This is a genomic window from Bradyrhizobium sp. ORS 285, from assembly GCF_900176205.1.
Lineage (GTDB): Bacteria > Pseudomonadota > Alphaproteobacteria > Rhizobiales > Xanthobacteraceae > Bradyrhizobium.
This window is the reverse complement of sequence record NZ_LT859959.1, coordinates 543199-557064: the sequence shown is the minus strand read 5'-3', so window position 1 is coordinate 557064 and position 13866 is coordinate 543199. Positions and strand designations below refer to the sequence as shown.

Here is a 13866-nt window from a genome sequence, read left to right as displayed (position 1 = left end):
GCGCTCACTCCGCCATCTTGGGTTCGGTGACGCCGTCCTCGCGGGCGGCGCTGTCGGCGTTCGGCCGCTTGGTGCTGGCCTGTTCCCACCACGCATTGAAGGTGCCGATGATGCCCTTGGGCAGCAGCAGGGTCACCAGGACGAAGAGTGCGCCGAGCATGAACAGCCAGTACGGGGCCAGCATGCCTGATGTGAAGAAGGTCTTGGCGTAGTTGACGACGACGGCGCCGAGCGCGGCGCCGATCAGCGTGCCGCGGCCGCCGACTGCGACCCAGATCACTGACTCGATCGAGTTGCCGGGCGCGAACTCGCTCGGATTGATGATGCCGACCTGAGGTACGTAGAGCGCGCCGGCGACACCGGCCATGCAGGCCGACAGCGTGAACACGAACAGCTTGTAGGACTCGACGCGATAGCCGAGGAAGCGCGTGCGCGATTCCGCGTCGCGGACCGCGATCAGCACCTTGCCAAGCTTCGACGACACCACGGCGCGGCAGATCAGGAACGCGAGGATCAGCGCCAGGCAGCTCAAGGCGAACAGCGCCGCGCGCGTGCCCTCAGCCTGGACGTTGAAGCCCAGAATGTCCTTGAAATCGGTCAGACCGTTGTTGCCGCCGAAGCCGAAATCGTTGCGGAAGAAGGCGAGTAGCAGCGCATAAGTCATCGCCTGCGTGATGATCGACAGATACACGCCGGTGACGCGCGAGCGGAAGGCGAGCCAGCCGAAGCAGAACGCGAGCAGGCCAGGCACCAGCAGCACCATCACCGCGGCGAACCAGAACATGTCGAAGCCGTGCCAGTACCAGGGCAGCTTGGAATAGTTCAGGAACACCATGAAGTCCGGCAGGACCGGATTGCCATAGACGCCGCGGGTGCCGATCTGGCGCATCAGATACATGCCCATCGCGTAGCCGCCGAGCGCGAAGAACGCGCCGTGGCCGAGCGAAAGGATGCCGCAATAGCCCCAGATCAGGTCGATCGAGAGGGCGAGGATCGCGTAGCAGACATATTTGCCCCACAGCGCGACCAGATAGGTCGGCACCTGCAACGCCGAGCCGGCCGGCAGCAGCAGGTTCGACAGCGGGATCAGAATGCCGCAGGCGGCAACGACCAGCAGAAAGATCGACGCGCCGCGGTCCAGCGACCTGGTCAGCATATGCGGCATCATGCTTCCACCGCCCGGCCCTTGAGCGCGAACAGGCCGCGCGGGCGCTTCTGAATGAACAGGATGATCAAGACGAGGATCGCGATCTTGCCGAGCACTGCGCCGGCCACCGGCTCCAGGAACTTGTTGGCGATGCCGAGCGTGAAGGCGCCGACCAGGGTGCCCCAGAGATTGCCGACGCCGCCGAACACCACGACCATGAAGGAGTCGATGATGTAGCTCTGGCCGAGGTTCGGACTGACATTGTCGATCTGCGACAGCGCCACGCCAGCGATCCCCGCGATGCCCGAGCCGAGCCCGAAGGTGAGCGCATCGACCCTAGACGTCGCGATGCCCATCGACGCCGCCATGCGCCGGTTCTGCGTCACCGCGCGCATCTCAAGGCCGAGCGCGGTGTAGCGCAGCATCGCGAGCAGGATCGCGAACACGGCCATGGTGAAGCAGAGGATCCAGAGCCGGTTATAGGTGATGGTGATCTGCCCCAATTCGAACGCGCCGCTCATCCAGGAGGGATTGCCGACCTCACGGTTCGTCGGGCCGAACGCGGAGCGCACCGCCTGCTGCAGGATCAGCGACAGGCCCCAGGTGGCGAGCAGCGTCTCGAGTGGGCGGCCGTACAGGAAGCGGATGATCGTGCGCTCGATCAGCACGCCGATCGCGCCGGCCACCAGAAAGGCGAGCGGGGCCGCGATCAGCAGCGAATAGTCGAACAGCGCCGGATAGCGCGTGCGGATGACCTCCTGGACCACGAAGGTGGTGTAGGCACCAAGCATCACCATCTCGCCATGGGCCATGTTGATGACGCCCATCACGCCGAAGGTGATGGCGAGGCCAATCGCGGCAAGCAGCAGCACCGAACCGAGCGACAGGCCGTACCAGGCATTCTGCACAGCGGACCAGATCGCGAGCGAGCCCTGGATCGAGGAGATCGCGCTTGCCGCCGCCTTGGCGACATTGGCCGGCTGATCGCCGCCGCTGATCTCGGTCAGCAGCGCCAGCGCCTCCTGATCACCGCGCGCCTTGATGGTCGCGACGGCTTCGAGCTTGTCGACCTCGCTGGCGTCGGACTTGAACAGCAGGATCGCGGCGCGCGCTTCGGCGAGCGCCTGCTTGACGGAACGATTGGTTTCCTTGGCGAGCGCCGATTCCACGGTCGGCAGCGTCGCCTCTTCATGCGACTTGAACACGGATTTCGCCGCGGTCAGCCTTGTGTTGGTGTCGGGCGACAGCAGGGTCAGGCCGCCGAGCGCGGCGTCGACGCTGCGGCGCAGCCGGTTATTGAGGCTGACGGCCGCGGCGTTGTCGGGCAGCTTGTCGACGGCAGCGCCCGTCGCGGCATCGATGATCTTGCCGTCGGCCTGCTTGATAAAGACCTTCTTGGTCTCGGCATCGAACATCAGGCGCTCGTCCTGCAGCGCGCTGATGATCGGGAAAGCCAGCGGGTTTCCGGACACGGCGATCTCGCCCACCGCATCGTCGGTATCGGAGAAATCGTCATTGGCGAACTTGGCGACCGACTCTTCGAAGCTGGCGGCGAAAGCCGGAGCGGACGCGACGATCAAGGAAATGGCGAGAAGAAGGCCGCGCACGAGCGCGAGAACAATGGCAGGCACTGGATAACCCCGGCAGGAGTTCAGGAGGCAGAGGAGAAGGCGGCAGATCGCCGCCTTCTCCGGTCGTCATGATAACGTCAGGTCGAGATCAGGTGCCCGAGCCCAGGCACTTGTTGGTCTTGACGTTGTAGTTGCCGCACTTCTTGCCGACCCAATCGCCGATCAGGTCCTTGGAGCCCTCGAGCTCCTTCGACCAGGCGTCGCCCGGGACGAGATCCTTGGTCTTGTAGACGACGCTGAACTGGCCATCGCCTTTGATCTCTCCGATGAACACCGGCTTGGTGATGTGGTGGTTCGGCAGCATCTTCGACACGCCGCCGGTCAGGTTCGGCGCCTCGGTGCCCGGAAGAGCGTCGATGACCTTGTCCGGATCGGTCGACTTCACCTTCTCGACCGCCTTCACCCACATGTTGAAGCCGATCACGTGGGCTTCCATCGGGTCGTTGGTCACGCGCTTCGGGTTCTTGGTATAGGCCTGCCAATCCTTGATGAACTTCTCGTTGGCCGGGGTCTTGATCGACTCGAAGTAGTTCCAGGCAGCGAGGTGGCCGACCAGCGGCTTGGTGTCGATGCCGGCGAGTTCTTCCTCACCCACCGAGAACGCGACGACCGGGATGTCCTTGGCCTTGATGCCCTGGTTTCCGAGCTCCTTGTAGAACGGAACGTTGGCGTCGCCGTTGATGGTCGAGACCACGGCGGTCTTCTTGCCGGCCGAGCCGAACTTCTTGATGTCGGCGACGATCGTCTGCCAGTCGGAGTGACCGAACGGCGTGTAGTTGATCATGATATCGTCCTGAGCCACGCCCTTCGACTTCAGGTAGGCTTCCAGGATCTTGTTGGTGGTGCGCGGATAGACGTAGTCGGTGCCGGCCAGCACCCAGCGCTTCACCTTCTCTTCCTTCATCAGATAGTCGACCGCCGGGATCGCTTGCTGGTTCGGCGCAGCACCGGTGTAGAACACGTTGCGCTCGCTCTCCTCGCCCTCGTACTGGACCGGGTAGAACAGGATGCTGTTGAGCTCCTTGAACACCGGCAGCACCGACTTGCGCGACACCGAGGTCCAGCAGCCGAACACGACCGCGACCTTGTTCTTGGTGATCAGCTCGCGCGCCTTCTCGGCGAACAGCGGCCAGTTCGAGGCGGGGTCGACGACGACGGCCTCGAGCTTCTTGCCGAGCACGCCGCCCTTCTTGTTCTGTTCGTCGATCAGGAACAGGATCGTATCCTTCAGCGTGGTCTCGCTGATGGCCATGGTGCCGGACAGAGAATGCAGAACACCGATCTTGATGGTGTCGTCAGCGGCCATGGCCGGGCCGAAGCCGGCTGCGCCCAGTGCCAGGCCGGCAGCAGCAGCCAGCCAGCGACGGCGGCTGAACGGCGCCGTTAATTCCTGAGTGAGTCGAGTAAGCATGAGGTAATATCTCCCTGACGCAGACGTGCTTCGCAGCCAAGGCGGCCGGCGGTCTGCGGCGGAAGAATCGCAAGAAGCGTGCCATGCCGTTCACATCCGGTAAGCCCTTGACCCGAATATGGAACTCGGCGAAATCGCGGCGGAAGGTCGCAACCACCTGCCGCGCCTTTAGGCAAGCACGATGATTAATCAGCTGGCACTGAGCGCACGATTTATGCACTTTGTTTCGAATGGCTAAATTTAAAGCAGCAGGGTACCGCCTGGATCGCCGATCCGTTACGCAGCGGTCTTGAAAGTGCCGTCCACCTGTTCCATATAGCTGATAGATCGAGGCGAATCGGCCGGATCTCTGCAAGCCGCGTGTTCTTTAGCTCGACCCGAGCTTCTGGCTTTGCATCCTCCCCTATCCAATCTCGACGCTCCAAACACGCGGGTGTCTCTTCAACCACCCACCCGCGTCCGGCTGCCTGCCGACACGGGCCTTATCCTCTTATGGAAAGCCCATCTTTTGACCTCCTTTCAGGACTTCAACCTCGCCGACGCGCTGACGCGCGCGCTGAAGGAAGAGAACTACACCACCCCCACCCCGATCCAGGCCCAGACCATCCCGATCGCGCTGCAAGGCCGCGACGTGATCGGCATCGCGCAGACCGGAACCGGCAAGACCGCCTCGTTCGCGCTGCCGATCCTGCATCGCCTGCTGGAGAACCGCATCAAGCCGCAGCCGAAGACGGCGCGCGTGCTGGTGCTGAGCCCGACCCGCGAGCTGTCCGGCCAGATCCTCGACAGCTTCAACACCTATGGCCGCCACATCCGCCTGAGCTCGACGCTCGCCATCGGCGGCGTCCCGATGGGGCGCCAGGTGCGCGCGGTCATGCCGGGCGTCGACGTGCTGGTCGCCACGCCAGGCCGCCTGCTCGACCTCGTCCAGGGCAATGCGCTGAAGCTGTCCCACGTCGAGTTCCTGGTGCTGGACGAAGCCGACCGCATGCTCGACATGGGCTTCATCAACGACATCCGGAAGATCGTCGCCAAGCTGCCGATCAAGCGCCAGACGCTGTTCTTCTCGGCCACCATGCCGAAGGATATCGCTGAGCTTGCCGACTCCATGCTGCGCGATCCGGCGCGTGTCGCAGTGACCCCGGTCTCGTCCACCGTCGAACGCATCGCCCAGCGCGTGATCCAGGTCGATCACTCGGCCAAGCCGAACCTGCTGGCTCAACTGCTCAAGGAGGAGCCGGTCAACCGCGCGCTGGTGTTCACCCGCACCAAGCACGGCGCCGACAAGGTCGTGAAGAGCCTGGAGAAGGCCGGCATTCCGGCCCAGGCGATCCACGGCAACAAGTCGCAGAACCACCGCGAGCGCACCCTGGCGGCGTTCCGCACCGGCGAGATCCGCACGCTGGTGGCGACCGACATCGCCGCGCGCGGCATCGACGTCGACGGCGTCAGCCATGTCGTGAACTTCGACCTGCCGAACGTGCCCGAGACCTACGTCCACCGCATCGGCCGCACCGCCCGCGCGGGGGCCGAGGGTGTCGCCATCTCGCTCGTGGCCGGAGCGGACGAACTGTCCTATCTGCGTGACATCGAGCGGCTGACCAAGGTCACGCTGCCGCGCGAGGATCGCCGGACGCCAGGCCTGCGCGAGGCTGCCCCCCCGGCCAAGCCGCCTCACCGCGGCGGCCGTCCTGGCATGCAGAATGCGCGGACCAACGAGGGCGGCAACGCCGCAAAAGGCCCTCGCCGCCGCCGACGTTCCAATGCTAAGATGCCGGCTCTGCCAGGCAATCGTCAGGAGCCCAACCGGCCGTCGCAAGGCGGCGGCAAGGCCGGGTCGATTCAAGGCGTTGCATTCCTGCATCGCGAGGGCAGACCCAAAAACCACGCTCACAACCGCAACCAACGGCCAAACTAGACGTCTGTCGATCTGGAGAAAGACATGGCTAAGGAAGAGCTGATCCAGTTCGAAGGGCTGGTCACCGAGATCCTTCCCGACGCGCGCTATCGCGTGCAACTCGACGCTGGGCACGAGATCGTCGCCTACACGGCGGGCAAGATGAAAAAGAATCGCATCAAGACGCTCGCGGGCGACCGCGTGACCGTCGAGATGTCGCCCTACGACCTGGAAAAGGGCCGTCTCATCTTCCGCCACAAGGACGAGCGCCCCAGCACCCCCGGTGGTCCTCCGCGCGGCGCCCAGCGCGGCGGCCAGTTCCGCCGGCGCTGACGTCCGGGGCGGCACGATGGGCCGCCCCTCTTCGGCTTGATGAAGTCTTGCGCAATCAGCGACAATCCAACGCGTCGGCGACCAGCCGGCGCGTCAAAAAAACGTGCGCCCTCCCGCACCTCAGGATTGTTTTGCGCGGCCATTTCCAATAATATATCCCGCAATCGATTTTCGGCCGGACGAGATTAGCTATTACCGGTACAGCCGGTTCAGACGCTGACGACCCTTCCAAAAATTCGATCTAACCAACCCAGAGTCCTGGGTTACGACATTTGATATCTGAGAAGGGAACTACCCCCGTGAGCATGGGAACCGTGAAGTGGTTTAACGCAACCAAGGGCTATGGCTTCATTCAGCCGGATGACGGCGGCAATGACGTGTTCGTGCACATCAGCGCCGTCGAGCGCGCCGGTCTCGGCACGCTGCGCGAAGGCCAGAAGATCTCCTACGAGATCGTCGCTGACCGCCGTTCGGGCAAGTCCTCGGCCGACAATCTGCGCGCTGCCAACTGAGCAGCTGGAGGGCGATCGCCAGATCGTCTCCGAACAAACGAAAGGCCGCCTCGCGCGGCCTTTTTTCATGTCCTGATTTTGGATCTGCTTGTCACGCCGGCCGCCGTCCTCGCCACGCGGGCTCCGCCCGGAGGCAGGCTACTGTTCAGCAGCTCGTCGACGGGCTGTAGTAGACGCAGGTCGACTGCCGCGGACGGGTGTAGGCGACGTCGCTCAGATTGATGCCGGTCTTGGCCATCACATAGCCGATGGTCGGGACGTATTGGTAGCTCACCTCGCTGAAGATGAGATAGGTGCCGCTGACCAGCAGGTCGGCCGGGATGCCGACCGTCGTGTCCTTCGTGCGCGGTGCGGATCCCTTGCTCCACTTCACCGTCGCCTGCTTGGTGGTCGGATCGACATACAGCTCGGTGATCGTCGCGTTCACCGGGGTCGTCGAATACGGATACATGATGCCGGTCGAGGCGGCGAAGAAGTTCGACATGTCGCTGTCGCCGACCGAGGTCGACTGCGATGTCAGGTCGGACAGCGTCCGCGCCATCAGCGTGACCTTGCGGTCGACGGCAATCGCCGAACAGAATTCGACGGTGCCGAAGAACATCACCAGCATCAGCGGAACGATGAAGGCGAACTCGGTGGCGGCGACGCCGCTTCGATCGGCGCGGAAGGCGCGAAAGCGACGTAGCAGGCGGCGTTCCATCTTCGACCTCGATCTATCTTCACAACGCATGATGGAGTTCAATGGTGTCCCGGCGCCTTTATGAATAAGGCTCGTTCTTGAATGCAGCCGTTCCCACCAGCAGCCGCTTGCTGCCCGACAGGTTGGCGATGTTGTAGCCGAGCCCGGTCACGAAGATCGGCCACTGATAGAACACCCTGACCACCACGATGTCGCCGGCGGCACCCGGGCTATAGGTCATGTTGTTGATGAAGTTGCCGCTGTTGTCGATCTGATTGCTGATCGAGACGCTACCGAACGACGAGTAGCTCTTCACGTCGATATAGATCTTGTTGCAGTCGAACAACGCCGCCGGAATCTGGGTGCAGACATAGCTCGCGAATTGCGATTGGGAGTAGGAGCCCTGCTGCGCCTGCCCGGTCAGGATCATGCGCGCGGAGTCCTGCGTGATCGTCTCCAGCACCTGGCCGGCAAAGAACATCAGCGCCGTCTCGAGGATCGCGAACAGCAGCGCAAAGAAGACCGGGGCAACCAGCGCGAATTCGAGCGCCGCCGAGGCCCGCCGGTTACGCCGAAAGCGTCGCAGCAGTCTGCGGAACGATCCATTCGCGGTGGCGGTGGCTTGCATTGTTTGACCCGGATTTGGAAAGGCACATCAACCTGGGTGAAAGAAATAGCGGAAACTCCTTGGGAAAGAGTTTCCTACGATGCGAGCAAGATGGCCGGCGGCCGTAACCCGCCGCTAACCCTGCGAGCGTCCGCGGCAGGTGCGGACCTTGGTCTAGTGCGAGATCGGAAATGGGAGATCGAGACGGCGTCAGCCGAAAAAGGCTGATGAAACACACGCGCGAACAGACTGGCCGGGATTACCCGTCCACTCTAGGCCTCTGCCCTCGCCCGCACGGAGCTGACGTCCGCGCCTCAGTTGGCCTTGGCCGACGCGGCGCTGCCCGCCGCCGTGCTCGACATCGTTCCGGCCTGGTCGAGCACCGACTTGAAGTAGCTGTCGCCGTCGCCGAGGGTGACCCGCTTCTGGCAGACCGGCATGCAGCTATACGTCTCACGATCGACGCCGCGATACACCGTCACGAGCCGGTCGGTCGGCCCGGCCACCTGGATCTGCCGGTCGATCAGCACCTGGCCGCCGCGATCCATGGCGATGAAGTTGGTGGCGCCGTAGCTCTTGCCGGTGACGACGATGATGCCGCCGCTCTGCAGGGTCACGTCGGCAATCATGGGGTTGCCGACGACGAGGGTCGCGACGCGGTCCGGGAGCTTGACCAGCTTCGCCTGGTCGACGTTGACGGCAATGGCGGGATCGGGATCCGCCGACGCCACAGCCGGCCACAGCAGCATTGCGGCGACGGCCGCCCGCAATGCGAGGGATACACAAGGACGCGACATACGGAACGACATACTCAACCCCGGGACATTGACGAGCCGTCTCAAGCGATACGCAGCGGTGACGGCGCCCCACGCGGCAAATCTGCGCTTAATTGGTGAACGATCTACCAACGCAGCCGAAATCTCTCGAACACGCGGCCGCTCACCGGCGGAACGGAAATGCAAGCTGGCCGGCGAACTCACCGGGCATGGTCGCTTCATCCTTGCCGTACTCCGCGGGCAGCTGGCCCTCCGGCATCCGGAACGTCCCGAACATGATGTCCCAGAGCGGGAACGTGCCGGCAAAATTGGTGTTGCCGCCCTCTTCCATCGCGGTGTGGTGCCAGCGATGGAACACCGGCGTTGCAAGGACATATTTGAACGGCCCGAGCGTCCAGTTGAGATTGGCGTGCACGAAGGCGGAATGGAACGTCGTGAACGGGCCCACCCAGATCATCACATTGGGCGAGATGCCGGCCATCAGCAGGATCACATCGACGGCAATGGTGCCGAGGATCAGGTTGATCGGGTGAAAGCGGGCCGCCGAGATCCAATCCAAGTCCTCCGAGGAGTGGTGAACGGCATGGTACTTCCAGAACTCGCCGCCGTGGAACAACCGGTGCGCCCAGTACAACATGAAATCGGCGAGCACGATGAACAGCAGCCCCTGCAACCATTCCGGCAATTGCGCCAGCGGGCCATGGCCGTTCTCATAAAAGGCGATCAGTTCGTCCGCATCGTGGATCTTGAAGATCACGCCGGCGCCGAGCACCAGGAATCCGATGCGGAGCACGCGGGCGAACACCGGCACGAAGAACCAATAGACCATGTCGGTGACGAGCTCGCGCTTCTGCCACCACGGCTTGCCCGGATTGCAGGCCCAGAAGTGGCTCAGCACCGAGAAGACGACCGCCACGACCAGCGTGATCGGCAGCACCTTCTCGATGGTCTGGCCGAGCATCAGCACGACTTCCCACGGCAGACCGGACATAACATCCCTCATCACATGAACTTTCCCGAGGGGTACTCCCTGGCGCTTAAGGAGCCGTGAACCTCGCCCCTTCCCCGGCAAGGACTGCAGCGTCGGGCAAGCGTCAGATGAAGCAAGATCCCGGGATCGTCTTGATCGTCTTGATCGCCTTTCGTCTTGGGCGATCGAACCGGCAGTAGCACTCTGTCGTTCATGACCATGGCGGACAGGAGTTGATGCCTAGGCTGTTTGTTTCCAATTTTCATCGCGCGGTTTAGCCCAAATTTACTCTGCGCAAGAACGCTCGTCCGCGGCGATGTTTCATCGATTGAATTAACTACGCCGAAATTCCTGCCCCCTAGGGTGCCTACATGGTCACGGTGCTGAGAACGCCGCAACGACCAGATTTTGTTCGACCAGCCACGTGTACATGGAGTTACCCTATGAAGAATCTTCTTGCTCGCTTCGTGAAGGATGAATCCGGCGCGACCGCCATCGAGTACGGCCTGATCGCCGCCGGCATCTCCCTCGCGATCATTGCTGCGGTGAACGGTCTCGGCTCCAGCCTGAGCTCCAAGTTCGGCTCGATCAACTCGTCGCTGAAGTAAGCGGTCGCCACGACCGAGCAAAGAAGGCCCCGGACTCTCCGGGGCCTTTATCATTTGGCCCTTCAGCTTCGCGGCGTTCAGTGATGCGTAACCACGTTGTCTCCGCAGCCGCAGCCCGGCGCCCGTCACAGCAGGTTGATGCGGTCCTGCCCCTGATCTGCAGCGCGCTCGCCCTGTCCATCCTCGCTCTCGCAGCCCGGATTGTCAGCGTCTGGTGAGACCGGACGGCAGGACGCCCGATCGTTTCCCGATCATTTATCTGTTGCCGCTAGGTTGACCGAGCCAGCGCATTCCGCGCCGGTTCGATGCCGTTGAGAGCCCATGACCCTCGATCTCGCGCGCCTGCTGCTGTTTCCGGCTCTGATGGCCTTCGCCGCGGCGAGCGACCTGTTCACGATGACCATTTCGAACCGGGTCTCGGTGGCACTCATCGCGGGATTCCTGGTGCTGGCGCCGCTGAGCGGAATGGGCATGAACGACATGCTGATGCATGTCGCCGCCGGCGCGCTGCTGCTGGTGATCGCCTTTACGTGCTTCGCGCTTGGCTGGATCGGCGGCGGCGACGCCAAGGTCGCTTCGGCGGCCGCGCTGTGGTTCGGCTTCGCCCATTTGATGAACTATCTGTTGTACGCCTCGATCTTCGGCGGCGTGCTCACGCTCGCTCTCATGCAGTTCCGGCAATTGCCCCTGCCCTACATGCTCGCAGGGCAACCCTGGCTTGCGCGCCTCCACGCCAAGGACAGCGGCGTTCCCTACGGCATCGCGCTCGCCCTGGGCGCCCTGATGGTCTACCCGGAGACCGACTGGGTGAAGGCGATCGACGCTGCGCGTCTTGCATTGCTCTGAAAACACCGTGTGAACGCGGTGTTAAGGCGATTTAGATACGCCTCATTAACCATGCTTTGACGAATAACTGCTCAACTCCCATCACGGCGGCGCAAGCGTCGCGGCGTAATGTGGAAAGTGAAGCGTATGAATACCGCACGCATTGTGGTTCTGACCATCGCTGTGGGCGCTGGCGGCATAGCCGCATATCTGGCGAGCGGATCCGACGATCGGCCGGCTCCCGTTGCCGCAGTCGCGCCGGCGGTCGAGACGGTCGATGTTCTCATCGCCAAGTCGGACATCCCTCTCGGCCAGTCGATCAAGCCGGAGCATCTGCAATGGCAGAGCTGGCCCGCCGCGACCACGAGTTCCAGCTTCATTCAGCGCAAGGACCGCGCAAAGGGCGATACCGAGGTGACCGGCATGATCGCCCGGGCGCCGTTCATTGCGGGTGAGCCGATCCGCGAGCAGAAGCTGGTCAAGGCCGATGGCTCGGGCTTCATGGCGGCGATCCTGCCGTCGGGCATGCGCGCGGTCTCTACCGAGATTTCGCCCGAGACAGGTGCCGGCGGCTTCATTCTGCCCAATGACCGGGTCGACGTGATCCTGTCCAAGCGCGAGCGGATGCCGGATCAGCCCAATGCGGGCGACATCGTCAGCTCGGAGATCATTCTGTCGAACATCCGCGTCCTGGCGATCGATCAGGCGCCCAAGGAAAAGGACGGCCAGACCACGGTCGTCGGCAAGACAGTGACGCTGGAGCTGAAGCCCGAGCAGGCCGAGTCGCTCGCGCGGGCCCGGCAGACCGGGACCCTGTCGCTGGCGCTCCGCAGCATTGCCGACGTCAACATGGCCGAGAAGCTGCCGGATGAGAACAGCCGCAGGCGTGGCGACAGCGTTGCCGTCGTTCGCTTCGGCATTCCCAGCACCATGACGACGCAGAAGTGACCGAGAGGACTACCAAGATGACTTGCAGCGAAAATCAGCGGAAACTGCGGACCTTGATGGTCCGCGCGCTGTCGTTTTCGGCCGCTGCTGCGCTGACCTTGAATCCTGCGCTTGCACCGGTGATCGCGGCGGATTACCGCCCGGCGGCCGCAACGGCCGCCGCCGCCGACGGCCAGATCAACGCGCGCTTCCTCGCGCTTGGGATCGGCAAGTCCGTGGTCATCGACCTGCCGCGCGACATCAAGGACGTCCTCGTCGCCGATCCGAAGATCGCGAACGCCGTGGTGCGCTCGTCGCAGCGCGCCTACATCATCGGCGCGGCGATCGGCCAGACCAACATCGTCTTCTTCGACGCGCAGGGCCAGCAGATCGCGGCCTATGACATCGCCGTGAAGCGCGATCTGAACGGCGCGCGCGCAGCGCTGAAGCAGCTGTTGCCGAACGCCGACATCCAGATCGAAGGCCTCGGCGAAAGCGTCGTGCTGACCGGCTCGGCCTCGAGCCAGATCGAGGCCCAGCAGGCCGGCGAGCTCGCCGCCCGCCTCGCCGGCGGCACGGAGAAGGTCGTCAACTCGATCACCGTCCGCGGCCGCGACCAGGTCATGCTGAAGGTGACAGTCGCCGAGGTGCAGCGCTCGGTCGTCAAGCAGCTCGGCATCGATCTCTCCGGCCAGCTCAACTACGGCACGGCCGTGGTCAAATTCGCCAACTCCAATCCGTTCACGGCCTATGGCAGCAACCTCGTCTCCAACAATGCCGTAACCGCGGCGCTCGGAGGAGCGACACCATCCGTGTCAGCCACGCTGCGGGCCATGGAGAACGCGGGCGTCATCCGGACTCTGGCCGAACCGAACCTGACCGCGATCTCCGGCGAGTCGGCAACCTTCATCGCCGGCGGCGAATTTCCGGTTCCGGCCGGCTATTCGTGCGATCCGACGACCCACGTCTGTACGACGCAAATCAGCTTCAAGAAGTTCGGCATCTCGCTGAACTTCACGCCGGTCGTGCTGAGCGAAGGCCGCATCTCGATGCGGGTGATGACCGAGGTTTCTGAGCTCTCCAACGAGAATGCGATCACCCTGTCGCAGGCGGTGAGCGCCACCACCACGAACTCGCTGACCGTGCCCTCGATCAAGACCCGGCGCGCCGAGACGACGCTCGAGATTCCTTCGGGTGGCGCGATGGCGATGGCCGGCCTGATCCAGCAGCAGACCAAGCTGGCGATCAGCGGCATGCCGGGCCTGATGCAGCTTCCGGTGCTCGGTGCGCTGTTCCGCAGCCGCGACTACGTCAACAACCAGACCGAACTGATGGTGCTGGTGACGCCGTTCGTCGTGCGCGCCGTTGCGCAGAAGGATCTCTCCCGTCCGGATGACGGCTTTGCGGCGGCTTCAGATCCGCAGGCCGAGCTCCTGGGCAGCATCAACCGCATCTATGGGGTGCCGGGACGGACCGAACCGGCCCGCAACTACCGCGGCACCTACGGCTTCATCACGGACTGAGCAGGGACCAAGGACTTGCA

At 63.4% G+C, this 13866-nt stretch carries 14 protein-coding genes; 7 read left to right on the top strand and 7 right to left on the bottom strand.

Annotated features, from left to right (window positions below):
• Positions 1–4 precede the first annotated feature (4 nt).
• The 3 genes from urtC to urtA form a co-directional block, all read right to left on the bottom strand.
• The gene (gene urtC, locus BRAD285_RS02465; protein ID WP_006612150.1) at positions 5–1168 is read right to left on the bottom strand and encodes an urea ABC transporter permease subunit UrtC; all 1164 of its coding nucleotides are present in this window, start codon (positions 1166–1168) and stop codon (positions 5–7) included.
• Positions 1165–2727 carry an urea ABC transporter permease subunit UrtB gene (gene urtB, locus BRAD285_RS02460; protein ID WP_371507676.1) on the bottom strand — a complete coding sequence of 521 codons (1563 nt, stop codon included), beginning with the start codon at positions 2725–2727 and terminating at the stop codon, positions 1165–1167. Before urtB ends, urtC begins: the two co-directional genes overlap by 4 nt.
• Positions 2728–2866: 139 nt before the next feature.
• The gene (urtA, locus tag BRAD285_RS02455; protein ID WP_006612152.1) at positions 2867–4189 is read right to left on the bottom strand and encodes an urea ABC transporter substrate-binding protein; all 1323 of its coding nucleotides are present in this window, start codon (positions 4187–4189) and stop codon (positions 2867–2869) included.
• 508 nt (positions 4190–4697) lie between these two features.
• Here urtA and BRAD285_RS02450 point away from each other — a divergent pair.
• From BRAD285_RS02450 to BRAD285_RS02440, 3 genes are all read left to right on the top strand, one after another.
• Entirely contained in the window at positions 4698–6107 is a 1410-nt protein-coding gene (locus tag BRAD285_RS02450; protein ID WP_006612153.1) for a DEAD/DEAH box helicase, read from the top strand.
• A 24-nt stretch (positions 6108–6131) separates the two neighbouring features.
• Complete coding sequence (gene infA / locus BRAD285_RS02445; protein ID WP_006612154.1) at positions 6132–6419, top strand: translation initiation factor IF-1; 288 nt, start codon at positions 6132–6134, stop codon at positions 6417–6419.
• Between the two features lie 299 nt (positions 6420–6718).
• Positions 6719–6931: a cold-shock protein gene (locus tag BRAD285_RS02440; protein ID WP_006612155.1), complete on the top strand. Its 213-nt coding sequence runs from the start codon at positions 6719–6721 to the stop codon at positions 6929–6931.
• A gap of 145 nt (positions 6932–7076) precedes the next feature.
• Here BRAD285_RS02440 and BRAD285_RS02435 read toward each other — a convergent pair whose 3' ends face one another.
• The 4 genes from BRAD285_RS02435 to BRAD285_RS02420 all read right to left on the bottom strand — a co-directional run bounded on the left by BRAD285_RS02435 (position 7077) and on the right by BRAD285_RS02420 (position 9984).
• Positions 7077–7631: a TadE/TadG family type IV pilus assembly protein gene (locus BRAD285_RS02435; protein ID WP_006612156.1), complete on the bottom strand. Its 555-nt coding sequence runs from the start codon at positions 7629–7631 to the stop codon at positions 7077–7079.
• A gap of 58 nt (positions 7632–7689) precedes the next feature.
• Positions 7690–8238: a TadE family protein gene (locus tag BRAD285_RS02430; RefSeq protein WP_006612157.1), complete on the bottom strand. Its 549-nt coding sequence runs from the start codon at positions 8236–8238 to the stop codon at positions 7690–7692.
• A 293-nt stretch (positions 8239–8531) separates the two neighbouring features.
• Positions 8532–8966 (bottom strand): pilus assembly protein N-terminal domain-containing protein, encoded by a 435-nt coding sequence (locus tag BRAD285_RS02425; RefSeq protein WP_006612158.1) that lies wholly within the window; start codon positions 8964–8966, stop codon positions 8532–8534.
• A gap of 190 nt (positions 8967–9156) precedes the next feature.
• Entirely contained in the window at positions 9157–9984 is an 828-nt protein-coding gene (locus BRAD285_RS02420) for a sterol desaturase family protein (RefSeq protein ID WP_006612159.1), read from the bottom strand.
• Positions 9985–10406: 422 nt separating this feature from the next.
• On the opposite strand from BRAD285_RS02420, the gene BRAD285_RS02415 reads away from it, so the two are divergent.
• The 4 genes from BRAD285_RS02415 to BRAD285_RS02400 all read left to right on the top strand — a co-directional run bounded on the left by BRAD285_RS02415 (position 10407) and on the right by BRAD285_RS02400 (position 13846).
• Positions 10407–10571 (top strand): Flp family type IVb pilin, encoded by a 165-nt coding sequence (locus BRAD285_RS02415; RefSeq protein WP_008964729.1) that lies wholly within the window; start codon positions 10407–10409, stop codon positions 10569–10571.
• Between the two features lie 321 nt (positions 10572–10892).
• Positions 10893–11417, top strand: a complete 525-nt coding sequence (locus tag BRAD285_RS02410; RefSeq protein ID WP_006612161.1) for a prepilin peptidase — start codon at positions 10893–10895, stop codon at positions 11415–11417.
• A 126-nt stretch (positions 11418–11543) separates the two neighbouring features.
• Entirely contained in the window at positions 11544–12344 is an 801-nt protein-coding gene (cpaB, locus tag BRAD285_RS02405) for a Flp pilus assembly protein CpaB (RefSeq protein ID WP_083846388.1), read from the top strand.
• 17 nt (positions 12345–12361) lie between these two features.
• Positions 12362–13846 carry a type II and III secretion system protein family protein gene (locus BRAD285_RS02400; RefSeq protein ID WP_035646529.1) on the top strand — a complete coding sequence of 495 codons (1485 nt, stop codon included), beginning with the start codon at positions 12362–12364 and terminating at the stop codon, positions 13844–13846.
• The last annotated feature ends 20 nt before the right edge of the window (positions 13847–13866 follow it).

Excerpts from the sequence above, each read along its gene's own strand:
- BRAD285_RS02430 (WP_006612157.1), bottom strand. The coding sequence starts at position 8,238 with ATGCAAGCCACCGCCACCGCGAATGGATCGTTCCGCAGACTGCTGCGA.
- BRAD285_RS02425 (WP_006612158.1), bottom strand. The coding sequence starts at position 8,966 with ATGCTGCTGTGGCCGGCTGTGGCGTCGGCGGATCCCGATCCCGCCATT.
- BRAD285_RS02410 (WP_006612161.1), top strand. The coding sequence starts at position 10,893 with ATGACCCTCGATCTCGCGCGCCTGCTGCTGTTTCCGGCTCTGATGGCC.
- urtC (WP_006612150.1), bottom strand. The coding sequence starts at position 1,168 with ATGATGCCGCATATGCTGACCAGGTCGCTGGACCGCGGCGCGTCGATC.
- BRAD285_RS02400 (WP_035646529.1), top strand. The coding sequence starts at position 12,362 with ATGACTTGCAGCGAAAATCAGCGGAAACTGCGGACCTTGATGGTCCGC.
- cpaB (WP_083846388.1), top strand. The coding sequence starts at position 11,544 with ATGAATACCGCACGCATTGTGGTTCTGACCATCGCTGTGGGCGCTGGC.
- BRAD285_RS02435 (WP_006612156.1), bottom strand. The coding sequence starts at position 7,631 with ATGGAACGCCGCCTGCTACGTCGCTTTCGCGCCTTCCGCGCCGATCGA.
- BRAD285_RS02415 (WP_008964729.1), top strand. The coding sequence starts at position 10,407 with ATGAAGAATCTTCTTGCTCGCTTCGTGAAGGATGAATCCGGCGCGACC.
- urtA (WP_006612152.1), bottom strand. The coding sequence starts at position 4,189 with ATGCTTACTCGACTCACTCAGGAATTAACGGCGCCGTTCAGCCGCCGT.
- infA (WP_006612154.1), top strand. The coding sequence starts at position 6,132 with ATGGCTAAGGAAGAGCTGATCCAGTTCGAAGGGCTGGTCACCGAGATC.
- BRAD285_RS02420 (WP_006612159.1), bottom strand. The coding sequence starts at position 9,984 with ATGTCCGGTCTGCCGTGGGAAGTCGTGCTGATGCTCGGCCAGACCATC.